Origin of the sequence: Blattabacterium cuenoti (assembly GCF_014251635.1) — a bacterium.
Classification (GTDB): Bacteria; Bacteroidota; Bacteroidia; order Flavobacteriales; family Blattabacteriaceae; genus Blattabacterium; species Blattabacterium cuenoti_S.
The window spans coordinates 244,217-264,614 of record NZ_CP059194.1 but is presented as its reverse complement, the minus strand read 5'-3'; the positions used below and the strand labels follow the sequence as shown (position 1 = coordinate 264,614).

Sequence of the window (20,398 nt, the reverse complement as noted above, 5' to 3'; positions counted from 1 at the left end):
TTGTCTATGAGTCTATATTTTTTGTATCTTCCATAACTAATTCGTATGGAGGAGATTCTAAATGTTTTAATCTATTAACTAATTTTTTTCTTACAAAAGAAGCTAATTGCATTTTCATACATTGACTGTGTATATCAGCATATTCTGATTTTAATTCCTTGATTTCTTCACTAATTTTCGTTATCTTCCGAATTTTTCGGTCCATCATATGTGAACTGGTAATGCTAATTAAAGATAGCATAGTAATAAAAACAATAAAATTCCAACTACGATAAGCATCTTCTTTAACCAAAAATTTTCCTTTCAGGATATCTCGTATATTTGTCTTCATTTTTATTTATAACATTATTAAGTTTTTTCTGCTATCCTTAATTTAGCGCTTCTAGATCGTGGATTATTTATGATCTCTTGAAAACTAGGTTTAATTACTTTTTTATGAATCATTTTAAATGGAATAGTTTTAAAATTTATTTTATTTATTATGATTCCTTTTTTAAAAAAACATTTAATAATTCTATCTTCTATAGAATGATATGAAATTATAGCGATTCTACCTCCTGGTAAAAGGATTTTAGCAGATTCTAATAAAAAATTCTTTAAAACATTTATTTCATTATTAACTTCTATTCGTATAGACTGAAAAAGTCTAGCAAAAAATCTTTTTCTTTTTTTAAAAGACCCTTTTATAAAAAAAATATGAACTAAATCTAAAGTAGTCGTAATATTTTTTTTAAAACGTTTTTTTAATATTTTTTCTGCAATCCTTCTTGCATTTTTAAATTCTCCATATTCATAAAATATATGAAATAGCTCTTGTTTTGAACATTCATTTAGAACATTTTTAGCAGAATAAAAGGATTCTTGGTTCATTCTCATATCTAAAATACCATTAGATTGATTCGAAAAACCTCTTGTAGGATTGTCCATCTGTAAAGATGAAATCCCCAAATCGGCTAATATTCCTGATATTTTATCGATACGATTTTGATTTAAAATATCACGTATGTGAATAAAATTATTGTGAAATAGATGAAAACGTTTATCTTTAATCAAATTATTTTTGATAGATTCCTTATCCTGATCCAAAGCTATCAAAATTGCTTTTTTCCCTAATTTTTTCAAAATGCTATAAGAATGCCCCCCTCCACCAAATGTAGCATCTACATAAATACCATTTTGATCTGTAATCAAATTTTCTATACTTTCTTTTATAAGAACTGGTTTATGATGGTATTGTGAATTCATTTTTATATATAGGACGAAATTATATTTTATAACTATATGTTGCATATATCGTTAAAATTTTTCAAATGAAATTTAACTTAATTAAAACAGATAGCTTTTCTAGAGCAAGGATAGGGATTATAGAAACGGATCATGGGAAAATAGAAACACCTATTTTTATGCCAGTAGCTTCAAAAGGCTATGTTAAATCTGTTCCAATACATGAACTTGATAAAATGTATAAAATAATTCTTGGAAACACTTATCATTTATATTTTAACCCCGGGATTGAAATATTACATAAAGCCGGAGGAATTCATTCCTTTATAAATTGGAAGCAATCTATATTAACAGATAGTGGAGGGTTTCAAATTTTTTCTATGAAAAAATTAAATAAAATTACTGAAAACGGAGTTGTATTTAAATCGATTATCAATGGATCCCTACATTTTTTTTCTCCTGAAAAATCTATGAAAATTCAACGTTTTATAGGTGGAGACATTATTATGGCTTTTGATGATTGCCCCCCTTTTCCCTGTAGTCATACAGAAGCCAAAAAATCTGTAAAAAGAACACATCATTGGTTAAAAAAATGTTATTCTTATTTACAAAATAATCCAGAAATATATAATTATAAACAAAGTTTTTTTCCTATTATACAAGGAAGTATTTATCCGGATTTAAGAAAATCTTCAACAGAAGAGATTGCCTGTTTAGAAGCAGAAGGGTATGCGATAGGTGGATTAAGTTTAGGAGAAGAAAAAGAACAAACACATAGTATTACTGATCTATTAACAGGTCTTTTACCTAAAGAAAAACCTAGGTATTTAATGGGGATTGGATATCCTGTAGATATTCTAGAAGGAATTGCTCTTGGAATAGACATGTTCGATTGTGTTATCCCTACAAGAAACGGACGTCATGGAATGCTATTTACATCTAAAGGCATCATGAATATAAAAAATAAAAAATGGGAGAAAGATTATTCCTGTTTAGATGAATTCGGAAATTCTTATGTAGATCAATTGTATAGTAAATCTTATGTAAGACATCTTTTTTTATCTAGAGATAATTTAGCAAAAGAAATAGCTTCCATACATAATCTTTCTTTTTATTTTAATCTTATTCAAGAAGCAAAAGTTCATATCATGCGCAATGAATTTTTATCTTGGAAAAAATCTATGATTCCTTTGTTACAAAAACGTTTATAAATAATATGAAAATTATTGATCGTTATATTATTCGTAATTTTATTAGTACTTTCATATTTATTACTGTTTCGATCCAATTTCTATCTGTGATCATAGACGTTTCTCAACGTATGCATCGTTTAGAAAATAATCAAGGATCAATTAAAGAGGCTTTAATTGATTATTATCCTTTTTGGTCCATATGGTTAATTAATACTTTTTCTCCTATTTCCGTTTTTTTGTCTGTTATTTTTTTTACATCTAAATTAACCCATAATTCAGAAATCACAGCAATTCTATCAAGCGGAATTAGTTTTAAAAGATTAACACTTCCTTACTTGATATCAGCTATTATGATAGGATCTGTGTCTTTAATAATAAACTATTATTTTCTACCTATAGCTAACAAAAAAAAAAATCAATTTCATTATCAATACCTGTTAAGTCCAAGATATAAAAATAAATATGAAAAAAGTCAAACGATAAGTACTCAAATTTCAGAAAATGAATATATTTTTATTCAAAATTTTTCAAAAAAAAAAAATATAGGAAGAGAATGTGTATATCAAAAGTTTAATGGAAAAAAATTAACATACATTCTAAAATCTAAAACCATTTTTTGGTCTAAAAAACATAGAATATATATTCTATTTAATTACAGAGAAACTATAATCAAAAAAAATCATGATTCTTTGAATATAGGAGATTATAAGATTAAAAAATTTCCCATAATTCCGGAACAATTTTTACCAGAGGAATATATAGCAGAAACTATGAATATTCATGAATTGAAAAGATTTATTGATATAGAAGGAAACAAAAAAAATATGAATATGTATTTAAATGAATATTATCAAAGAACAAGTCTCCCATTTTCGACTTTAATATTCACTGTTTTAGGATTATCCATATCTACGAAAAGAAAAAAAGGAGAAATAGCTTATAATATGATTATAGGAATTGTATTAGCTTTTTTTTATATTTTTTTTATAGAAATCGCAAAAACATATTCTAACAAAGATTTTATTCCTTCTTATTTAGCTATTTGGACCCCCAATGTTATTTATGGAATCATTACATTGTTCTTTTATAAGAATAGAAGTATGAATTGAATTAATTCATTTCAAATCCTGCTATATACACTTGTCCATTTTGTTTGATAGATTTTATAGTCACATCTCCTGAGTATTTTTTTAAAACTCTATCAACATCATTAGGTTTTTTCATTTTTTCTCCATTAATAGATAAAATAATGTCTCCTTCTTCTAAACCGATAGCACTTAAACGACCTGTTCTTATCTCTATAATTCTAATCCCATAAGCAATTCCAAAATCTTTTTTATACTCTGAACTCAGTGGTTCAAATATTGCTCCTAATAATTCAGATGGAGTAATTTCCTCCTTAGTTCTTATTTTTGTTCTTCCTTGCAAATCTTTTAAAATAACGTTAAAAGTTTTTTTCTGTCTGTTCCGTATAATATTCACTTTAACTTTATCCCCTGGATATTTTGTTCCTACAATAAATGATAAATCAGCAACGTTTTGTATAGGTTTTCCATCTATGCTTTTTATGATATCTCCTTTTTTAAGTCCAGCATCTGACGCTCCACTTTTTTCAAATATTTCTCCTATCAAAAAACCTTGTTGTGATTTTATATTTTGATGTGTTTCCTTATTATAAGCTTTTAAATATTCTGTTCTAGAAAGATCCATTCCTCTAACTCCTAAATATGCACGTTGTACGGTCCCATATTTTTTGATATCTTGTATCACTTTTGCTACTAAGTTAGAAGGAGCCGCAAAACTATATCCTATAAAATTTCCAGAAGCAGAAGAAATAGCTGTATTAATTCCAATTAATTCCCCATTAGCATTGATTAAAGCTCCGCCGCTATTTCCAGGATTCACAGCTGCATCTGTTTGAAAAAAAGATTCAATAGCTGATTGTGTTTCTCCTCTTAATATCCCCAAACTTCTATTTTTTGCACTTATGATCCCGGCCGTAACTGTAGAGTTTAAATCAAAAGGATTTCCTATCGCTAGGACCCATTCACCTACTTGTACTTTATTAGAATCCGAAAAATAAATGAAAGGTAGATTTTTCTCATCAATTTTTAATAAAGCGATATCGGTACTAGAATCAGTCCCTATTAATTTAGCTTTATAAGTTCTTTGATCGCTAAGAGTTATTTCTATTTTTTCTGCGTCTTTTATGACATGATTATTAGTAACAATATATCCATCCGGAGATATAATTACCCCAGATCCATGAAGTCCAGGAATATCATTTCTTTGAGGTTTCCTGCCTCTACCATTTCCAAAATCATCAGGAAAACCAAAAAAGAAATCGAATGGATCAAATTGATTATTATATTTTTTTGAATAATTTTTTACATTGACTACTGCATCTATAGTTTTCGATACTACTCTTGTAAAATCAGGAAGCCCCGCAGAACTAACCAATGATGAAGAATTTAATGATGTAAGCTTTGTTTTTTCTAAAGATGATGTTTTTCTATTATATGGAAAAAGTGGAAAAAGTGAAGTTTCTTCTTTAGCATATTGTTTATATGCAGCAATAGTTATTATTGAACTCATAATACTGCTCAATACAATATAAAAAACTATTTTCTTCATATTTTTAATTAGTGATTTTTAATAACACAAAACAAATATATGGAAATTAATAATTTTACAGTTCAAAAAATAATATTAACTTCGTTATTATGGAACTGAATTTTTATAAATATCAAGGGACGGGGAATGACTTTATACTCCTAGATTGTAGGTCTTCTATTATGTCTAGAAAAATAGAGACCCCTTCTTTATTCAAAAAATTGTGTGATAGACATTTTGGAATTGGAGCTGATGGAATTGTTTTGATTCAAAATGATGATGAATATAAAAGTGATTTTTATATGAAATATTATAATTCCGATGGAAAAGAAAGCACAATGTGTGGGAATGGAGCAAGATGTGCTATTTTTTTTTATAAAAAATTAGGAATCACTAAAAAAAATCAAATTCATTTCAGAGCTATTGATGGAGATCATAACGGATTTATAAAGGATAATTTAGTTTCCATTAATCTACTTAATATAGATAAAAATACAATAGAAATTCATACAAAACACGTATTTCTAAATACAGGATCTCCACATCATATTCTATTTGCAGAGAATATAAAAGAAAAAAATGTATATAAAGAAGGGAAAAAAATTAGATTTCAAAGTCCTTATTTAGAAAAAGGAGTAAATGTAAATTTTGTAAAAATACTTGAAAATAACGCCTTACAAGTACGTACTTATGAAAGAGGAGTTGAAAATGAAACTTTATCTTGTGGAACAGGAGTTGTCGCCTCTGTTATTGCTGCATGTGAAACGAATAAAATAAAAAATAAAGATAATGTTGAGGAAATTTTAGTTCAAACTCTTGGAGGAAAATTATGGGTTTCATTAACAAAAACAAAAAATGAATATAAAAATGTCTCTTTAACCGGAAGTGTTAAATTTATATTTAAAGGATCCATTCTTGTTTAAGACAATCAAAATTTAAGTTGAATTTTAAAGTAAAAATAAATAGAACAAATGAGCAATGTTTCATATTCAATTGATAGTGATTCTATTAAATTTCTTGAAAAATATTTAAATGAATATTCTCCAACAGGATATGAGAACGTAGGACAAAAAATATGGATTAATCATATTAGTTCTTATGTAGAAAAAATACAAACCGATTTATATGGTACAGCAGTAGGAATCATTAATCCTAATTCTCCATACAAATTAATTATTGAAGCTCATGTTGATGAAATATCATGGAATGTTAATTATATCACAGAAGAAGGAATCATATATGTATCTCGTAATGGAGGATCAGATCCCCAAATCGCTCCATCTAAAAGAGTAATCATTCATACGGAAAAAGGATTTGTACATGGAGTATTTGGATGGCCTGCAATTCATACAAGAAAAGCTTCAGAAGAAAAATCTCCTAATCCTAATGTAGATAATATCTTTGTAGATATTGGTGTTTCCAGTAAAACTGAAGCAATTAATATGGGAGTTCATGTAGGTTGTATGATTACTTATCCGGATCAGTTTTTGATCATGAATCACAATTATTTTGTGTCTAGAGCGTTAGATAATAAAATAGGAGGTTTTATTATAGCGGAAGTAGCAAAAATGCTAATAAAAAATGAGATTGATTTAAAATTTGGATTGTACATAGTGAATTCAGTTCAAGAAGAAGTAGGATTAAAAGGAGCTAAAATGATATCTCAAACTATCCAACCCAATGTAGCTATTGTTACAGATGTTACACATGACACTTCTACTCCTATGATTGATAAAAAAATACAAGGTGATATTAGATGCGGATTTGGACCTGTTATTGGATATGCTCCTTCAATACATAAAAATGTTAGAGAATTGATTATTAATACTGCTAACAGTAAAAAAATATATTTTCAACGTTTAGTCTCATCTAGAGACACGGGAACAGATACAGATGCTTTTGCTTATTCCAATAAGGGAGTATTGTCTGGATTAATTTCCATTCCTCTTAAATATATGCACACCACAGTAGAAATGGTTCATAAAAAAGATGTAGAACAAGCTGTATTGCTTATTTTTGAAACTTTACAAGCTATTAATATTAATGTAAATAAATTTTTCATTTATTAAATATAAAATGAATAACATCTCCATCTTGAATGAGATAATTTTTTCCAGCTAAGAACATTTTTCCTTCTTTTTTTACATTTTCTTCAGATCCGTATTTTATATAATCATCATAATGAATAACTTTTGCACGAATAAATCCTTTTTGAAAATCTGTATGAATAACTGAAGAAGCTTCATGAGCTGTGCACGGATTGGGAATCGACCAAGACCTAATTTCTTTTTTTCCTACTGTAAAAAAACTTTGTAAGTTTAATAATTCATATGTTTTTTTCAGCACTTGATCAATTGCTATACAATTTTTTTTTAGTGATAAAATTACCAAAGTAGAATTTTCCATTTCTACTATTTTTTTCATATTCTCTATTATATGTAAATTAATTTCTGACCTATCGTCTATATTACATACATAAATAACAGGCTTTACAGTAAGTAATTGCAAATCTTTTATATATTCTTTATCATTTTCTTTAAATGGATACATTCTAATATTTTTTCCTTTTTTTAAAAAAGAAAAAATTTTTTTCAGTATATGTGTTGATTTATTGATTCTATTTTTTTTAGTGACTTTTTCTAATCTTTTTTCTATCGTTTCTAGATCTTTAAACTGTAATTCCATATCAATAATTTCTTTATCTCTAATAGGATTTACAGATCCTTCTACATGAAGAATGCTTAGATCGTGGAAAAAACGTATCATGTGGATAATGACATTTGTTTCACGAATATGAGATAAAAATCGATTTCCTAAACCTTCACCCTTATGCGACCCCTTAATTAACCCAGCGATATCTACTATTTTTATTTCGGATGGAATTATTTTTGTAGGATTAACAATTTTTTTTAGTTCATATAGTCTTTCATCTGGAACTTTTGTAATTCCATAATTTGGTTCTATGGTAGAAAAAGGAAAATTCTCTGATAAAACTTTGGAGTTGGAAATTAGATTAAAAAATGTTGACTTTCCTGTATTTGGAAGGCCTATAATTCCACATTTTAATTTCATTTATATAAAATTTAACATATTATATTAAAGAAAAGTATTTTTTTATTTATAAAATTTAATTTTGATGAACGAAAGTAAAATGCCGTTTTGGAAACATATTGATGAATTAAGAAAACATATAATTCATTGTTTTTGTGCAATAATCGTTTCAATGATTATTTTAATGAATAATAGAAATATTATATTTGACTGTATTATTTTTGGTCCAGCAAAAACAGATTTCATTACCTACCGTATATTTTACAAAATAGCAAATTCTTTTTTAGGTTTAGGAGTGCATTTAAACTCCGTTTCTTTTTTATATAAAAATTTAGAGATACAAAACAGACAAATATTTGGTCAATTCAATATTTATGTATGGACCTGCTTCATAGGAGGAGTTATTTTGTCTTTTCCTTATGTTTTTTATGAATTTTGGAAATTTATAAAACCGGCTCTTTCGGATAAAGAAAAAAAATATTCAATATGGATATTGATCATGGTTACTTTTCTATTTTTATTAGGAATTTTTTTTGGTTATTTTATATTATGTCCATTTTTAATTCATTTTGGATACTCTTTTAGAATCAGCTCTATTCCGAAAAATATATTTGATTTATCAGATTATATCTCTTTAATTGTGCATTCAGTGTTTTCCATGGGAATCATTTTTTTATTTCCATTTTTCATATTCTTTCTTACTAAAATGGAATTAATATCTTACTTTTTTTTAAAAAAATATAGAAAACATGCTTTTTTGATTATGTTAGTCATAGCTTCTGCCATAACACCTGGAGATATTTTAAGTACAATCATAGTTTTAATTCCTCTTATAATACTTTATCAAGTGAGTATATATATATCTTCTCATTCAAAAAAAGTCTCTTGAAAATCACAAGAGACTTTTTATTTTTTTTGTATTTGTTATGATTTTCGTATTACGATTTCAACACGTCGTCCTTTTTTCTTTCCTACTCCTAATCCTCTAACTTCTATTCTAGAAGAATCTACTCCTTTATAAACTAAAGCTTCAAATACAGAATGAGCTCTTTTTAGAGACAAAATTTTATTATAATAGGATTTTCCATTAGGATCTGTATATCCATTTATGTAAAATTTAGAATTAGGAAGAATATTTATCATGATTTCAGCTATCTCATTAATAATTGTTAAGGAACGAGTAGATAATGAAAATTTACCCAAATCAAATAAAATAGGTCTAAAAACGACATCAGGACATCCTTTATTTTCTTTTTTTCCAAATTTGTTAGGACATTTGTCTTCATGATCCGGAATATTATCTAAATCTGTATCAGGACAACCCTGGAATTTTTTTAAACCAAATTGGTTTGGACACAAATCTTCTTTATCTAAAATTCCATCATTATCTGAATCTTCTTGATTTTTACAAAAAATTTTCTTTTCTTTTTCTTCTAATTCTAGAAAATTCTTTTCTTTTTCTTGTTCTTGAATGGAAGATACGGAAGAATCATCTTTTTCTGTTACTGGGACAATTTTATGATCCTGATTAATTTTTAAATTTCCAAAACGGAAAATCAATCCTACATTATGTTTCCAAAAATTTAAATAATCTATTGATTGTTTTGCAAATACGTGATTATAAGTACTTTGTAAATTAATTCCAAAGTTAGAAACTACCCATAAATTGAAACCGACCCCCCCATCTAATAGAAAAAAGTTCTTCTTATTTGTTTTAAAATATTTCGTTTCTGAAATTCTCAACTCTCTGTTGAGATAATTGTTATACTTATGATAACCTGCTCCTAATCTGAAATAAGGATCAAATTTGTAATGAGGAAAAATATATAAATTTACCCCAGGACTTAATTTTATAAAAAAGCTATCTCGGAGCTTCCATCTAGTATTATCTACCGGGCCTAATGAAGCGTCTAAATACAAACCTATATGTTTCTTTATATTATGTTCTAATTCTATACTAGAAATAATAGGATTAAAACTATTATTTCTTTTTAGAAAAAACCCTTTAAAAGGAGACGTTATAGGATAATAATTAATGTTATGTGCTCCTATTCTAATAAACCATTTTTCTTTCGAATCTTGGGAAAATACAGACGAAAAAAAAGTAAATAAAGCAACAATAAAAAAATTGACGTTTTTCATAAAACTATAATTTCTTTAAATCTAAACAAATATAAATATTTGATTTCAAAAATAAATTAAATACGATCTTTAAATTTGAAAGATCGCTGAATTTCTCTAAAAAAATCTTTTTTTCGTAAAAATTCACGTTTATCATGTATCTTTTTTCCTTTAGCTAAAACTATTTTCATTTTTATATATCCTTTATCATTAAAAAACAATTCTATGGGAATTAAAGTTAAACCTGTATTTTTTAATTTTTTATTGATTTTTATTAATTCTTGTTTTTTCAACAATAATTTTCTTTCTCTTCTACTTGAATGATTCCAGTTTGTCCCAAATTTATATTCAGCCACATACATATTGATAGAATATAACTCTCCATCTTTCATTTGACAAAAACTTTCCATTATATTGGCTTCGTTTTGTCTTATAGATTTAACTTCTGTTCCAAATAATTGTATTCCAGCTGTATAGTGTTCTAAAAAATGATATCTAAATCTAGCCTTTCTGTTTATAATACTCATAGATTTAATTAAATTAATCGTTACTTTTGTGAAATAGTCAAACGAAACGATTAAAAATATACAAACAAAAATTGAAAAAATGAATGTACGTTATTTAAAAGATTTGTGTATTCAAGTGAGGAGAGACATTTTACGGATGGTAAGTGAAGCAAAATCTGGACATCCTGGTGGATCTTTAGGATGTACAGAGTATTTTGTAGGTTTATATCGAGAAATTATGCGTTATAATCCAAATAAATTTTCTATGGATGGAAAAGGGGAAGACCTTTTTTTCTTATCTAATGGACATATATCTCCTGTATATTATAGCATATTAGCTCGTTCTGGTTTTTTTTCTATTAGCGAATTATCTACTTTTAGAAAATTAAATTCTCGTTTACAAGGACATCCAACTGTACATGGAGGCCCCCCCGGAATACGAATTTCTTCCGGTTCTTTAGGGCAAGGAATGTCTGTCTCCATTGGTGCAGCTTTATCAAAAAAACTAAACAAAGAATTGAATGCGATTATTTACAGTTTACATGGAGATGGAGAGTTAAATGAAGGGCAAATTTGGGAGGCAGTTTTATATGCAGGTTCTAGAAAAATAGATAATTATATAGCCACTGTAGATTGTAATGGACAACAAATAGATGGAACGACTGATGAAGTGTTACCTTTAGGTAATTTAAAAAAAAAATTTGAATCTTTTGATTGGAAAGTTTTAGAAGAATCAGAAGGAAATAATATTGAAAAAGTAATTTACACTTTAAAAAAAGCTAAAAATGAAACTGGAAAAGGAAAGCCTATTTTAATCATATTATATACTCAAATGGGATATGGGGTAGATTTTATGGTTGGGAATAACGCATGGCACGGAAAATATCCTAATGAGAAAGAATTAAAAAAAGCTTTATGTCAACTTCCTGAAACTCATTTAGGAGATTATCCATTATAATTAAATTTTTTTATGAAACAATATGAAAATAAAGGACTAAAAGAAACTAGAGCGGGTTTTGGAAAAGCTTTGACTTTTTTGGGTAGAACAAATTATAAAGTGGTCGCATTATGTTCAGATCTGACGACTTCTTTATTTATGGATCAGTTTTCTAAAGAATTTCCTGAAAGATTTTTCCAAATAGGAATTGCAGAAGCTAATATGATAGGGATAGCAGCTGGACTTAGCATCGGTGAATATATTCCATTTACTGGGACATTTGCTAATTTTTCTACATCTCGTGTTTATGATCAAATACGTCAATCTATTGCTTATTCTTACAAAAATGTAAAAATATGCGCTTCTCATTCTGGCTTAACTCTAGGAGAAGATGGCGCTACACATCAAAGTTTAGAAGACATAGGAATGATGAAAATGTTACCTGGCATGACTGTTATTAACACTTGTGATTATAATCAAACTTATGCAGCCACTTTAGCCATATCGAATCACTTAGGTCCAGTATATTTACGTTTTGGGCGTCCTGCTGTGGCTAATTTTACAGATGAAAATCAGATTTTTAAAATCGGAAAAGCTGTAGTCTTAACAGAGGGAAAAGATGTTACAATTGTTAGTACAGGACATTTGGTCTGGGAATCTTTAGAAGCATCTAGAATTTTATACGAAAAAAAAGGGATAGAATGTGAAGTTATTAATGTTCATACGATTAAACCATTAGATAATAATACTATTTTAAAATCCATTAATAAAACAAAATGTATTGTTACTGCAGAAGAACACAATTATTGGGGTGGGTTAGGAGAAAGTATTGCTAGGATATTAACTACTTATAATAATAAACATAATAATAAATGGTCTTTTATTCAAAGTTTAGTAGCTGTTAACGATACTTTTGGAGAAAGCGGAAAACCTATGGAACTTTTAAAAAAGTATAATATTGATCGTGATTCTATTATCAATCATGTTCAATTGGTTTTGAATAAGAAAAACAAACGATAAATTTTGGAAATCAAAAATTTACAAAAATTAGTTCATAATTGGATAGTTAATCATGGAGTTCGTTATTTTGATGTGTTAACTAATACAATTCTTTTGTCGGAAGAAGTAGGTGAAGTTTCTAGAATTATTGCTAGAAATTATGGAGAACAGTCGAATAAAAAAAATTGTAAAAAAAGTGAAGACCTTGGAGAAGAATTATCAGATGTATTATTTATCATAGCTTGTTTAGCAAATCAGACTGGAATTGATTTAGAGAAATCCTTTCGGATCAAATTAAAAAAAAAGGAAATGAGAGATCATGCCAGACATCATGAAAATAAAAAATTAAAATAAAATATGTCTTCTTACATTAAGATTTACAAAAAAAACAGTAGTTCCTTATATGGCTCTATATCTATAACGGGATCTAAAAGTATATCTAATCGTCTTCTAATTTTAAAAGCTATTTATAAAGATGATATTCATATTGAAAATATTTCTAACTGTGAAGATACAGAAGTACTAAAAAAAAGTTTAATTAGCCCTTCTAATATATTAGATATTCATCATTCTGGAACTGCTATGCGTTTTTTAACCTCTTATTTTTCTATACAAGAGGGAAAAAAAGTAATATTAACAGGATCAGATCGAATGAAAGAAAGACCTATTTTTCTACTCGTAGAAGCCCTAAAAAAACTAGGATCCAAAATTGATTATTTGAAAAAGGTTGGCTTTCCCCCAATACAAATTTTTGGGAAAAAAATTTTAGGAGGAGAAATAGATATGAATGCAGAAGTTAGCAGTCAATACATAAGTTCTCTTATGTTAATCGCGAGTCAATTTGAAATGGGGTTAAAAATTTTTCTCAAAGGAAATATTACATCTATCCCCTATATAAAAATGACTTTTGATTTACTGACTTTAGCCGGAATAAAAGTTGATTGGAAAGAAAGAATTATCCATATTTATCCAGTAAAAAATAGGGGTAAAAAATATTTTTCTGTAGAATCAGACTGGAGTTCTGCTTCTTATTATTATTCTATGGCTTCTATTGCAAAGAAAAGCCATATCATTTTACGTTCATATAGCAATGATAGTTTACAAGGAGATCAAAAAGTATCTTATATATATGACAAATATTTTGGAATTTCTACTGTTTTTGATAAAGATAAAAATATAATAACATTAAATAAAAAATTGAATTTTTTCTTACCAAAATTTATTGAATTAGATTTAAATAAAACCCCCGATCTTGCTCAAACTATTGTTGTTACTTGTGCTGCTCTTGGCATAAAATGTAGTTTAAAAGGATTAGAAACATTGAAAATTAAAGAAACAGATAGATTAGAAGCATTAAAAGAAGAGCTTTTAAAATTTGGAGTAAGAACAAAAATTACAGATTCTTGTATAGAAATAACAGATTTATATAGAAAAAAGATTGATTCTTTTATTAGGATTAAAACTTATCAAGATCATAGAATGGCAATGTCTTTTTCTACATTTGGATTATGCTTTGATTTTTTACAAATCGATAATCCAAATGTAGTAGAAAAATCATATCCTAATTTTTGGAAAGATTTAGAATATTTAGGTTTTTTAATTGATTCTTACGATTACGATGAAGAATAAATGATTCTCCTTGCCATAATAAATCTATGATTCCAGTATTTTTGATATAATTGAGATATAATTACTCCATTAGATGTAGATGCGTGAATAAAAAATATGTTATTGTTACTCGTAATGTGGATTACCATTCCGACATGATTAATTTTATTAGATGTTCCTGTTGCAAAAAATAATAAATCACCTTTTTCTATTTTATCTTTTGGGATAAAGAAGCCTTTTTTGGCTTGATTAGAAGAAATACGGGGCAATAATATCTTGTGAGAAGCAAAAACATTTTTTATAAAAGCAGAACAGTCAATTCCAGTTTTGGTCGTACCTCCATATCTATATGGAGTATACATGTAATTTTTAGCTTTTTCTATAATGTATTTTTTCTGTTCTTTAAAGAATTGGAAATAATTTTTTGAATTATTTTTGTACATCTTTTTTTTTTTGAAAAAAATTCTTTCATATTTTTTATTGCATTCCACATTTCCATATAATGAAATAGAAATAAGATGATAATAAAAAATTATAAGTAAAACAATTTTAGAATTTATGATAGACTTTTTTTTGTTTAAAAAACGATATTGAAAAAAAAAGAGATTATCAAATGTAAACAAAATACTTGTATTAAATATAAAAAAAATTTAATTTGTGTCATTAATTATTTGATAAAAGGCCCATTCGTCTATTGGTCAGGACGTCAGGTTTTCATCCTGGAAAGAGGGGTTCGATTCCCCTATGGGCTATAATTATTTCTTATGGCAAATCATTTATCTTCTTTAAAAAGAATCAGACAGAATTACACTAGACGATTACGTAATAAATATGTATATAAAAGCACTAAAACAGCTATAAAAAAATTGTTAATAGATAAAAATAAAAAACAATATTCTATTGTTATTTCTATGATAGATAAATTATCCAAAAAAAATATTATACATGCAAATAAAGCTGCTAGATTGAAAAAAAAATTGATTAAGAAATTATTTTCTAACTCATGAAAGTTTTACTGAAATTTCATCATTATATAGCTTTTTCATTGATAATTTTTCTAATCATGGAAATGATATATATTTCTTTTTTATGGTGTAAAAAAATATTTACAAATAAAAGTTGGATTTTTTTTTTAGAATTGTATTAAATTTTACAGTATTCATTATTTTTATTCAAATTTTTATTGGTTTATTGTTAATGTTTTTCCATTTTTTTTCTTTATTCAAAAATGGAATTGAGTTTGTTGAAATTTTCAAACAAAAAAAAATTCGTTTTAAGTTGATTGAACATCCAATTATGATGATACTGGGTTCTTTTATATTTATTCTTTTCCATAAAGAATTGTCCAACAAGAACAATCAATATCAAAAAATTACTCATACAATTTTACTTTTGTTTTTTTTATCTGTATTAGCTTTTATAATTCGTTTTCCATTTAATTTAATTTAAATATGAAAATAAGTACATTATCTCCAATAGGAATATTTGATTCTGGAATTGGAGGGCTTATTATAGCTAAAGAAATGAAAATTCAGATGCCTAATGAAGATTTTATTTATTTCGGAGATACCAAAAATATGCCTTATGGAGAAAAATCTAAAGAATTTATTAGAAAATATTCGATGAAAATAGCTTCTTTTCTTTATGAAAAAAAGTGTAAAGCTTTAGTTATAGCATGCAATTCTATTACATCTAACGCTTTGGATCAAATTCAAAAAAAATTTCATAAAAAAATATTGATATTTAATGTTATAGATCCTGTGGTAAAAAATACAATTTTTCTATCCTATAAAAAAATAGGAATAATCGCTACCCCTGCTACTGTACATTCAAATTTGTACACAAAAAAAATAAAAAAATACTATAGTCATTTAGATATAGTTCAAATGTCTACTCCTTTATTAGCGCCTATTATAGAAAATGGTTGGGGAACAAATAAAATAAATCCTATTATAAAAAATTATTTAAATCACTTAAAGTCAATAGATGCAATATTATTAGCTTGTACTCATTATTTATTTTTGAAACAAGAAATAGAAAATTTTTATCATGGAAAAGTTCATTTAATTGATATCCAAAAAATAGTAGTGCAAGAAATAAAAAAAAAATTAAGTGAGCAAAAATTATTATGCTTACACCCTACTTGGAATAGATTTCCTATTTTTTATACATCTACTTCTATTCCCATTTTTTTTGAAAAAAAAGTACGAATTCTTTTTGGAAAAAAAGTGTTTTTTAAAACACATATTTTTAATTTTTTCTAATTTGTGCATCTATTACAGCTAAAGTAGCTAAATTAACTATTTCTTCTATGCTAGATTGCATCTGCATAACATGTGCAGGTTTGCGCATTCCTAACATTACAGGTCCTATAGTTTGAACATCACCTAAACCTCTAATAAATTTATAAGTTAAATTTCCTGATTCTAAATTTGGAAAAATAAAAATATTTGCTCTTTTTTTTACAAGTTTAGAAAAAGGAAATTTTTTAGATAATAAAAATTCATTCAAAGCAAAGTCAGGTTGTACTTCTCCATCTACTATCAAATCTGGATATTTTTTATGCAGAAAAGATACTGTTTGAGAAACTTTAAAAGATGTTTTTGAATCAGATGAAAAATTTTGAAAAGATAACATAGCTATACGTGGTTCAATATCAAAACTTTTAACCACATGAGAAGCCATTAAGGCTATTCTAGCTAACTCTTTACTTGTTGGGTCTGGAATCACTGCTGTATCTGCTAAAAATAGAGGGCCACGTTTCGTTAGTAATATCATCATTCCTGCTGTTTTGTGAACAAAATCAGCTTTTCCGATAACCTCTAACATGGGACGTAAACTTAATGAAAAACTTCTGGAATATCCTGTAATAACGGCATCTGCTATCCCTTGATCTACCATCATAGCTCCAAAATGATCATTAGTACGCATACGAATTTTGGAATCATATAAAGTTAAACCTTTTCTATTCCTTCTTTTCCAAAGTATTTGGGCAAAATATTCTACTTTTTTTATATTTTCTTCTTTTTCTGGATCTATAATCTCTAGTTCAATATCTAAATTATTTTCATTAATTAAACGTTTGATCCTGTATTCATTTCCTAAAACTATGGGAATAGAAACAATTCCTTCTTCATGAAGAATTTGAACCGATTTCAGAATATCGTATTCTTCTCCATTACAAAAAACAACTTTTTTAGGATTTGTACGTGCTCTATTTTGAATCATTCGAAGCATTTTACTTTCATATCCCATTCTATCGAGCAACTTTTCTTGATAAACTTTCCAATCTAAAATAGGATTTCTGGCTACTCCAGAATCCATAGCTGCTTTTGCTACAGCAGGAGCTACACGAGTAATTAAGCGATTATCAAAAGGTTTTGGAATGATATACTCTTTTCCAAAAGAAATGTTTTTTTTATTATAAACAATATTAACTTGTTCCGGAACAGGTTCTTTTGCCAAAGAGGCGATAGAATGTACTGCCGCAAGTTTCATTTCATCATTGATCACATTAGCATGAACATCTAATGCTCCTCTGAATATATAAGGAAATCCTAATACATTATTCACCTGATTGGGATAATCACTTCTTCCTGTAGCCATAATAACATCTGGACGTGCTTTAATTGCTAAATTATAATCTATTTCTGGATCAGGATTTGCCATAGCAAACACGATTGGGTCTTTAGCCATACTTTTTAGCATGTTAGGCGTTAATATTCCTCCTATGGATAAACCGATGAAAACATCTGCGTTATTAATAGCTTGTTCCAATTTTTTAATTGGATAAATATTTACGGAAAACTCTTTTTTTTCTTTATTTAAATCTTTTCTTGAAATGTGTAATAAACCTTTACTATCAAACATAAGAATATTTTCAGGTTTCACTCCAAGTTGTTTATATGTTCTCGCACAAGAAATTGCTGCAGCACCAGCTCCATTAACTACCATTTTAATTTCATGAATTTCCTTCCCAACATAAGTAACAGCATTAAGCAGCGCTGCTCCTGAAATAATAGCTGTTCCATGTTGATCATCATGCATAACAGGAATATTAAGTTCTTTTTTAAGTCTTCTTTCTATTTCAAAAGCTTCTGGAGCTTTTATATCTTCTAGGTTAATTCCGCCAAAAGTAGGAGCAATAGCTTTTACTGTTTCTATAAATTTTTCTGGATCAGATTCGTCGATTTCTATATCAAAAACATCTATTCCAGAAAATATTTTGAATAAAAGAGCTTTTCCTTCCATTACTGGTTTAGAAGCTAACGCTCCAATATCACCTAGACCCAAAACTGCAGATCCATTAGTAATCACGGCGACAAGATTTCCTTTAGATGTGTATTTATATACTTCTATAGAAGAACGAGCAATTTCCTTACAAGGTTCAGCTACTCCTGGAGAATAAGCAAGAGATAAATCTCTTTGACTGCTATATTTTTTCGTAGGGGTAATTTGTATTTTTCCAGAAGGAAACTGACTATGGTAATTTAAAGATTCTTCACGAAAATTACTTATGTTTTTTCTCATTATGTCATTATGTTTAAAATATTTTTTTATCCATATTGATTCCAAAAAATATCTTTTTCAAAAAAATATTTTTTATCTGTTTTCCATCTGATTATAAGTTTATAGTATCCTTTTTTTAAAATTTTTTTTGGAATCAACAATGTTTTTTTGGAAGATTTCAATATTTTGAAAGATTGCGTAAAATCTAAATCTTTGGAAGAAGATCTAAATAAAGTGAAAAAACCACGAATGTCATTTTCAACAGGAGGGAATATTATCTCAATTCCAGAATAGGAAATAAAAACTTTTATTTTTATAGGAAGTTCTAATACATTTTTTTTCTCATTTATAATTTCTTGATATTTCATTTCTTCTTCATAATATCTATCTGATACAAGTTGACTTCCTACATGTGGAAAAAAGAAAGCAATGTAAATAATAAAGATTATAAAAACAACTAAAGATAACACGATTCCAGTATCCCAATTGAATTTAATTTTCATAATTAAAACTTTAAATTTTTTTGCAAATAAAATAGGGAAATTAATGGATGACTTATTTATATCTTACCCCATTCGCTTCTTCTTATACCTTGAGGAGCCTTACTTATTAAAGGTTTATTAGATTTTTGATTGATAAAATAAACATAACTAGATATTTTTTCAATATCATTTCCTTTAATTTCTCCTGATTGACCAAAAGCACGCATAGTTGGATTATTATCGCTTCCATTCCATATTAAATAAAATATGTTTTTAAATAAATCTTTATTTTTTGCATTGATCCAATAATCATCTGTTAAATTAGGACCGATATTCCCACTACCATCCGATTGATGGCAAGTTGCACAATTTTCCTCGAAAAGAACTTTTCCACTATTGATTAAATTTTCTTTAAAACGTGCATTCTCTATAGTTACCTGTGGGGTATTTTTTTCAAAAATTTCAATATTTTTTAATTGATTTTTATAAGCTATATCATATTCCTTATAAGGATTAGAATAATCTATTAATAAATAAGAAAAAAAATAAATCGCGGAAAAAGCAATTGTAAGATAAAAAAGATGAACCCACCATATAGGCAATTGATTATCTAGTTCTATAATTCCGTCAAATCCATGATCTATTTTTTTAACTTCATCATGATTGATTTTTTTATAATCGTAAAATATGAATCTGTAAAGCCTATAAAAATAATTTCCTTCATTTTCTTCAAAAATTTTTTTCCTTTCTTTTTCTGAAAGAAATCGTAATTGTATCCTAAAAATCAAATTATTAATAGATTCCAAAATACACAACAATACCGTAATTATAATAAAAAAAAATATAGTAATAGGATGTACTAAATAAGATATGTGATTATAACTTATAAAAAACACATAAAGCATGAATATTATAACAGATAAAAAAGAAGGTATCATAATAAAAGAAGAGATTTTAGATCTCATAACCTATCCTTTTTTTTTTCTTTTTCTAGTTCTAAGGGAATTAAACTTATTTTATAATAATATTCCTTAGATTTTGAAAAAACAAAAAATATTACAAAAAAAAACGCCAATGAAAATAAAATTAACATGATAGATTGAAAAATACCTATATTTTTTTCTCCTGTAAAATATTGTTTAAAAAAACTTATCA

At 26.9% G+C, this 20,398-nt stretch carries 22 protein-coding genes and 1 tRNA gene; 13 read left to right on the top strand and 10 right to left on the bottom strand.

The features are described 5' to 3' along the window. Nucleotides 1-4: 4 nt before the first annotated feature. On the bottom strand, nt 5-331 hold the full coding sequence (locus H0H64_RS01260) for an FtsL-like putative cell division protein (protein ID WP_185857540.1): 327 nt from the start codon (nt 329-331) through the stop codon (nt 5-7). A 17-nt stretch (nt 332-348) separates the two neighbouring features. Then, nucleotides 349-1,245, bottom strand: coding sequence for a 16S rRNA (cytosine(1402)-N(4))-methyltransferase RsmH (gene rsmH, locus H0H64_RS01255; RefSeq protein ID WP_185857539.1), 897 nt, complete (start codon nt 1,243-1,245; stop codon nt 349-351). A 65-nt stretch (nt 1,246-1,310) separates the two neighbouring features. Here rsmH and tgt point away from each other — a divergent pair, with 65 nt between their 5' ends. Continuing rightward, the gene (gene tgt, locus H0H64_RS01250; RefSeq protein WP_185857538.1) at nt 1,311-2,435 is read left to right on the top strand and encodes a tRNA guanosine(34) transglycosylase Tgt; all 1,125 of its coding nucleotides are present in this window, start codon (nt 1,311-1,313) and stop codon (nt 2,433-2,435) included. Nucleotides 2,436-2,440: 5 nt separating this feature from the next. Next, nucleotides 2,441-3,526, top strand: a complete 1,086-nt coding sequence (locus H0H64_RS01245; protein WP_185857537.1) for an LptF/LptG family permease — start codon at nt 2,441-2,443, stop codon at nt 3,524-3,526. 1 nt (nt 3,527) lies between these two features. Here H0H64_RS01245 and H0H64_RS01240 read toward each other — a convergent pair whose 3' ends face one another. Further along, on the bottom strand, nt 3,528-5,051 hold the full coding sequence (locus tag H0H64_RS01240) for a Do family serine endopeptidase (protein WP_185857536.1): 1,524 nt from the start codon (nt 5,049-5,051) through the stop codon (nt 3,528-3,530). An 89-nt stretch (nt 5,052-5,140) separates the two neighbouring features. On the opposite strand from H0H64_RS01240, the gene dapF reads away from it, so the two are divergent. Together dapF and H0H64_RS01230 are read left to right on the top strand one after the other, a co-directional pair. Continuing rightward, nucleotides 5,141-5,953, top strand: a complete 813-nt coding sequence (gene dapF / locus H0H64_RS01235) for a diaminopimelate epimerase (protein WP_185857535.1) — start codon at nt 5,141-5,143, stop codon at nt 5,951-5,953. Nucleotides 5,954-6,001: 48 nt separating this feature from the next. Then, nucleotides 6,002-7,099: a zinc-binding metallopeptidase family protein gene (locus tag H0H64_RS01230; RefSeq protein WP_185857534.1), complete on the top strand. Its 1,098-nt coding sequence runs from the start codon at nt 6,002-6,004 to the stop codon at nt 7,097-7,099. Here H0H64_RS01230 and H0H64_RS01225 read toward each other — a convergent pair. Then, nucleotides 7,089-8,102, bottom strand: a complete 1,014-nt coding sequence (locus tag H0H64_RS01225) for a redox-regulated ATPase YchF (protein WP_185857533.1) — start codon at nt 8,100-8,102, stop codon at nt 7,089-7,091. The two genes, H0H64_RS01230 and H0H64_RS01225, sit on opposite strands and share 11 nt — an antisense overlap. A 64-nt stretch (nt 8,103-8,166) precedes the next feature. Between H0H64_RS01225 and tatC the strand changes: the two genes are divergently transcribed. Then, the gene (tatC, locus tag H0H64_RS01220) at nt 8,167-8,970 is read left to right on the top strand and encodes a twin-arginine translocase subunit TatC (RefSeq protein WP_394798753.1); all 804 of its coding nucleotides are present in this window, start codon (nt 8,167-8,169) and stop codon (nt 8,968-8,970) included. A 35-nt stretch (nt 8,971-9,005) separates the two neighbouring features. Here tatC and H0H64_RS01215 read toward each other — a convergent pair whose 3' ends face one another. Beyond that, nucleotides 9,006-10,223, bottom strand: a complete 1,218-nt coding sequence (locus tag H0H64_RS01215) for an OmpA family protein (protein WP_185857531.1) — start codon at nt 10,221-10,223, stop codon at nt 9,006-9,008. Between the two features lie 56 nt (nt 10,224-10,279). After that, nucleotides 10,280-10,729 carry an SsrA-binding protein SmpB gene (smpB, locus tag H0H64_RS01210; RefSeq protein ID WP_185857530.1) on the bottom strand — a complete coding sequence of 150 codons (450 nt, stop codon included), beginning with the start codon at nt 10,727-10,729 and terminating at the stop codon, nt 10,280-10,282. Between the two features lie 79 nt (nt 10,730-10,808). Between smpB and H0H64_RS01205 the strand changes: the two genes are divergently transcribed. From H0H64_RS01205 to H0H64_RS01190, 4 genes are read left to right on the top strand one after another with little or no spacing between them, the layout of a single operon-like run. Beyond that, nucleotides 10,809-11,666: a transketolase gene (locus tag H0H64_RS01205; RefSeq protein WP_185857529.1), complete on the top strand. Its 858-nt coding sequence runs from the start codon at nt 10,809-10,811 to the stop codon at nt 11,664-11,666. 12 nt (nt 11,667-11,678) lie between these two features. Further along, on the top strand, nt 11,679-12,665 hold the full coding sequence (locus tag H0H64_RS01200) for a transketolase family protein (RefSeq protein WP_185857528.1): 987 nt from the start codon (nt 11,679-11,681) through the stop codon (nt 12,663-12,665). 3 nt (nt 12,666-12,668) lie between these two features. Beyond that, entirely contained in the window at nt 12,669-12,998 is a 330-nt protein-coding gene (locus H0H64_RS01195; RefSeq protein WP_185857527.1) for a nucleotide pyrophosphohydrolase, read from the top strand. Between the two features lie 3 nt (nt 12,999-13,001). Next, nucleotides 13,002-14,273: a 3-phosphoshikimate 1-carboxyvinyltransferase gene (locus H0H64_RS01190; protein WP_185857526.1), complete on the top strand. Its 1,272-nt coding sequence runs from the start codon at nt 13,002-13,004 to the stop codon at nt 14,271-14,273. On the opposite strand, the gene H0H64_RS01185 is transcribed toward H0H64_RS01190, so the two are convergent. Continuing rightward, nucleotides 14,258-14,695, bottom strand: a complete 438-nt coding sequence (locus H0H64_RS01185) for a C40 family peptidase (RefSeq protein WP_185857525.1) — start codon at nt 14,693-14,695, stop codon at nt 14,258-14,260. The two genes, H0H64_RS01190 and H0H64_RS01185, sit on opposite strands and share 16 nt — an antisense overlap. 237 nt (nt 14,696-14,932) lie before the next feature. On the opposite strand from H0H64_RS01185, the gene H0H64_RS01180 reads away from it, so the two are divergent. The 4 genes from H0H64_RS01180 (at nt 14,933) to murI (ending at nt 16,516) form a co-directional block, all read left to right on the top strand. After that, nucleotides 14,933-15,004, top strand: a tRNA-Glu gene (locus H0H64_RS01180). 12 nt (nt 15,005-15,016) lie between these two features. After that, the gene (gene rpsT / locus H0H64_RS01175; protein ID WP_185857524.1) at nt 15,017-15,259 is read left to right on the top strand and encodes a 30S ribosomal protein S20; all 243 of its coding nucleotides are present in this window, start codon (nt 15,017-15,019) and stop codon (nt 15,257-15,259) included. Between the two features lie 112 nt (nt 15,260-15,371). Beyond that, a complete protein-coding gene (locus H0H64_RS01170; RefSeq protein WP_185857523.1) occupies nt 15,372-15,701 on the top strand; it encodes a hypothetical protein in 330 nt (109 codons plus the stop codon). A gap of 2 nt (nt 15,702-15,703) precedes the next feature. After that, on the top strand, nt 15,704-16,516 hold the full coding sequence (gene murI, locus H0H64_RS01165; RefSeq protein WP_185857522.1) for a glutamate racemase: 813 nt from the start codon (nt 15,704-15,706) through the stop codon (nt 16,514-16,516). Here murI and H0H64_RS01160 read toward each other — a convergent pair. From H0H64_RS01160 to H0H64_RS01150, 3 genes are read right to left on the bottom strand one after another with little or no spacing between them, the layout of a single operon-like run. Continuing rightward, nucleotides 16,503-18,782, bottom strand: a complete 2,280-nt coding sequence (locus H0H64_RS01160; protein WP_185857521.1) for an NADP-dependent malic enzyme — start codon at nt 18,780-18,782, stop codon at nt 16,503-16,505. The two genes, murI and H0H64_RS01160, sit on opposite strands and share 14 nt — an antisense overlap. Nucleotides 18,783-18,808: 26 nt before the next feature. Further along, complete coding sequence (locus H0H64_RS01155; RefSeq protein ID WP_185857520.1) at nt 18,809-19,264, bottom strand: FixH family protein; 456 nt, start codon at nt 19,262-19,264, stop codon at nt 18,809-18,811. Nucleotides 19,265-19,320: 56 nt separating this feature from the next. Beyond that, the gene (locus H0H64_RS01150; protein ID WP_185857519.1) at nt 19,321-20,208 is read right to left on the bottom strand and encodes a cbb3-type cytochrome c oxidase N-terminal domain-containing protein; all 888 of its coding nucleotides are present in this window, start codon (nt 20,206-20,208) and stop codon (nt 19,321-19,323) included. Nucleotides 20,209-20,398 lie beyond the last annotated feature (190 nt).

Bases quoted from the DNA above. Each gene is read 5' to 3' on its own strand.
- smpB (WP_185857530.1), bottom strand. From the start codon at position 10,729: ATGAGTATTATAAACAGAAAGGCTAGATTTAGATATCATTTTTTAGAA.
- H0H64_RS01245 (WP_185857537.1), top strand. From the start codon at position 2,441: ATGAAAATTATTGATCGTTATATTATTCGTAATTTTATTAGTACTTTC.
- H0H64_RS01200 (WP_185857528.1), top strand. From the start codon at position 11,679: ATGAAACAATATGAAAATAAAGGACTAAAAGAAACTAGAGCGGGTTTT.
- H0H64_RS01190 (WP_185857526.1), top strand. From the start codon at position 13,002: ATGTCTTCTTACATTAAGATTTACAAAAAAAACAGTAGTTCCTTATAT.
- rsmH (WP_185857539.1), bottom strand. From the start codon at position 1,245: ATGAATTCACAATACCATCATAAACCAGTTCTTATAAAAGAAAGTATA.
- H0H64_RS01155 (WP_185857520.1), bottom strand. From the start codon at position 19,264: ATGAAAATTAAATTCAATTGGGATACTGGAATCGTGTTATCTTTAGTT.
- rpsT (WP_185857524.1), top strand. From the start codon at position 15,017: ATGGCAAATCATTTATCTTCTTTAAAAAGAATCAGACAGAATTACACT.
- H0H64_RS01225 (WP_185857533.1), bottom strand. From the start codon at position 8,102: ATGAAATTAAAATGTGGAATTATAGGCCTTCCAAATACAGGAAAGTCA.
- murI (WP_185857522.1), top strand. From the start codon at position 15,704: ATGAAAATAAGTACATTATCTCCAATAGGAATATTTGATTCTGGAATT.
- H0H64_RS01185 (WP_185857525.1), bottom strand. From the start codon at position 14,695: ATGTACAAAAATAATTCAAAAAATTATTTCCAATTCTTTAAAGAACAG.
- H0H64_RS01240 (WP_185857536.1), bottom strand. From the start codon at position 5,051: ATGAAGAAAATAGTTTTTTATATTGTATTGAGCAGTATTATGAGTTCA.
- dapF (WP_185857535.1), top strand. From the start codon at position 5,141: ATGGAACTGAATTTTTATAAATATCAAGGGACGGGGAATGACTTTATA.
- H0H64_RS01160 (WP_185857521.1), bottom strand. From the start codon at position 18,782: ATGAGAAAAAACATAAGTAATTTTCGTGAAGAATCTTTAAATTACCAT.
- H0H64_RS01215 (WP_185857531.1), bottom strand. From the start codon at position 10,223: ATGAAAAACGTCAATTTTTTTATTGTTGCTTTATTTACTTTTTTTTCG.
- H0H64_RS01230 (WP_185857534.1), top strand. From the start codon at position 6,002: ATGAGCAATGTTTCATATTCAATTGATAGTGATTCTATTAAATTTCTT.
- tatC (WP_394798753.1), top strand. From the start codon at position 8,167: ATGAACGAAAGTAAAATGCCGTTTTGGAAACATATTGATGAATTAAGA.
- H0H64_RS01150 (WP_185857519.1), bottom strand. From the start codon at position 20,208: ATGAGATCTAAAATCTCTTCTTTTATTATGATACCTTCTTTTTTATCT.
- tgt (WP_185857538.1), top strand. From the start codon at position 1,311: ATGAAATTTAACTTAATTAAAACAGATAGCTTTTCTAGAGCAAGGATA.
- H0H64_RS01260 (WP_185857540.1), bottom strand. From the start codon at position 331: ATGAAGACAAATATACGAGATATCCTGAAAGGAAAATTTTTGGTTAAA.
- H0H64_RS01205 (WP_185857529.1), top strand. From the start codon at position 10,809: ATGAATGTACGTTATTTAAAAGATTTGTGTATTCAAGTGAGGAGAGAC.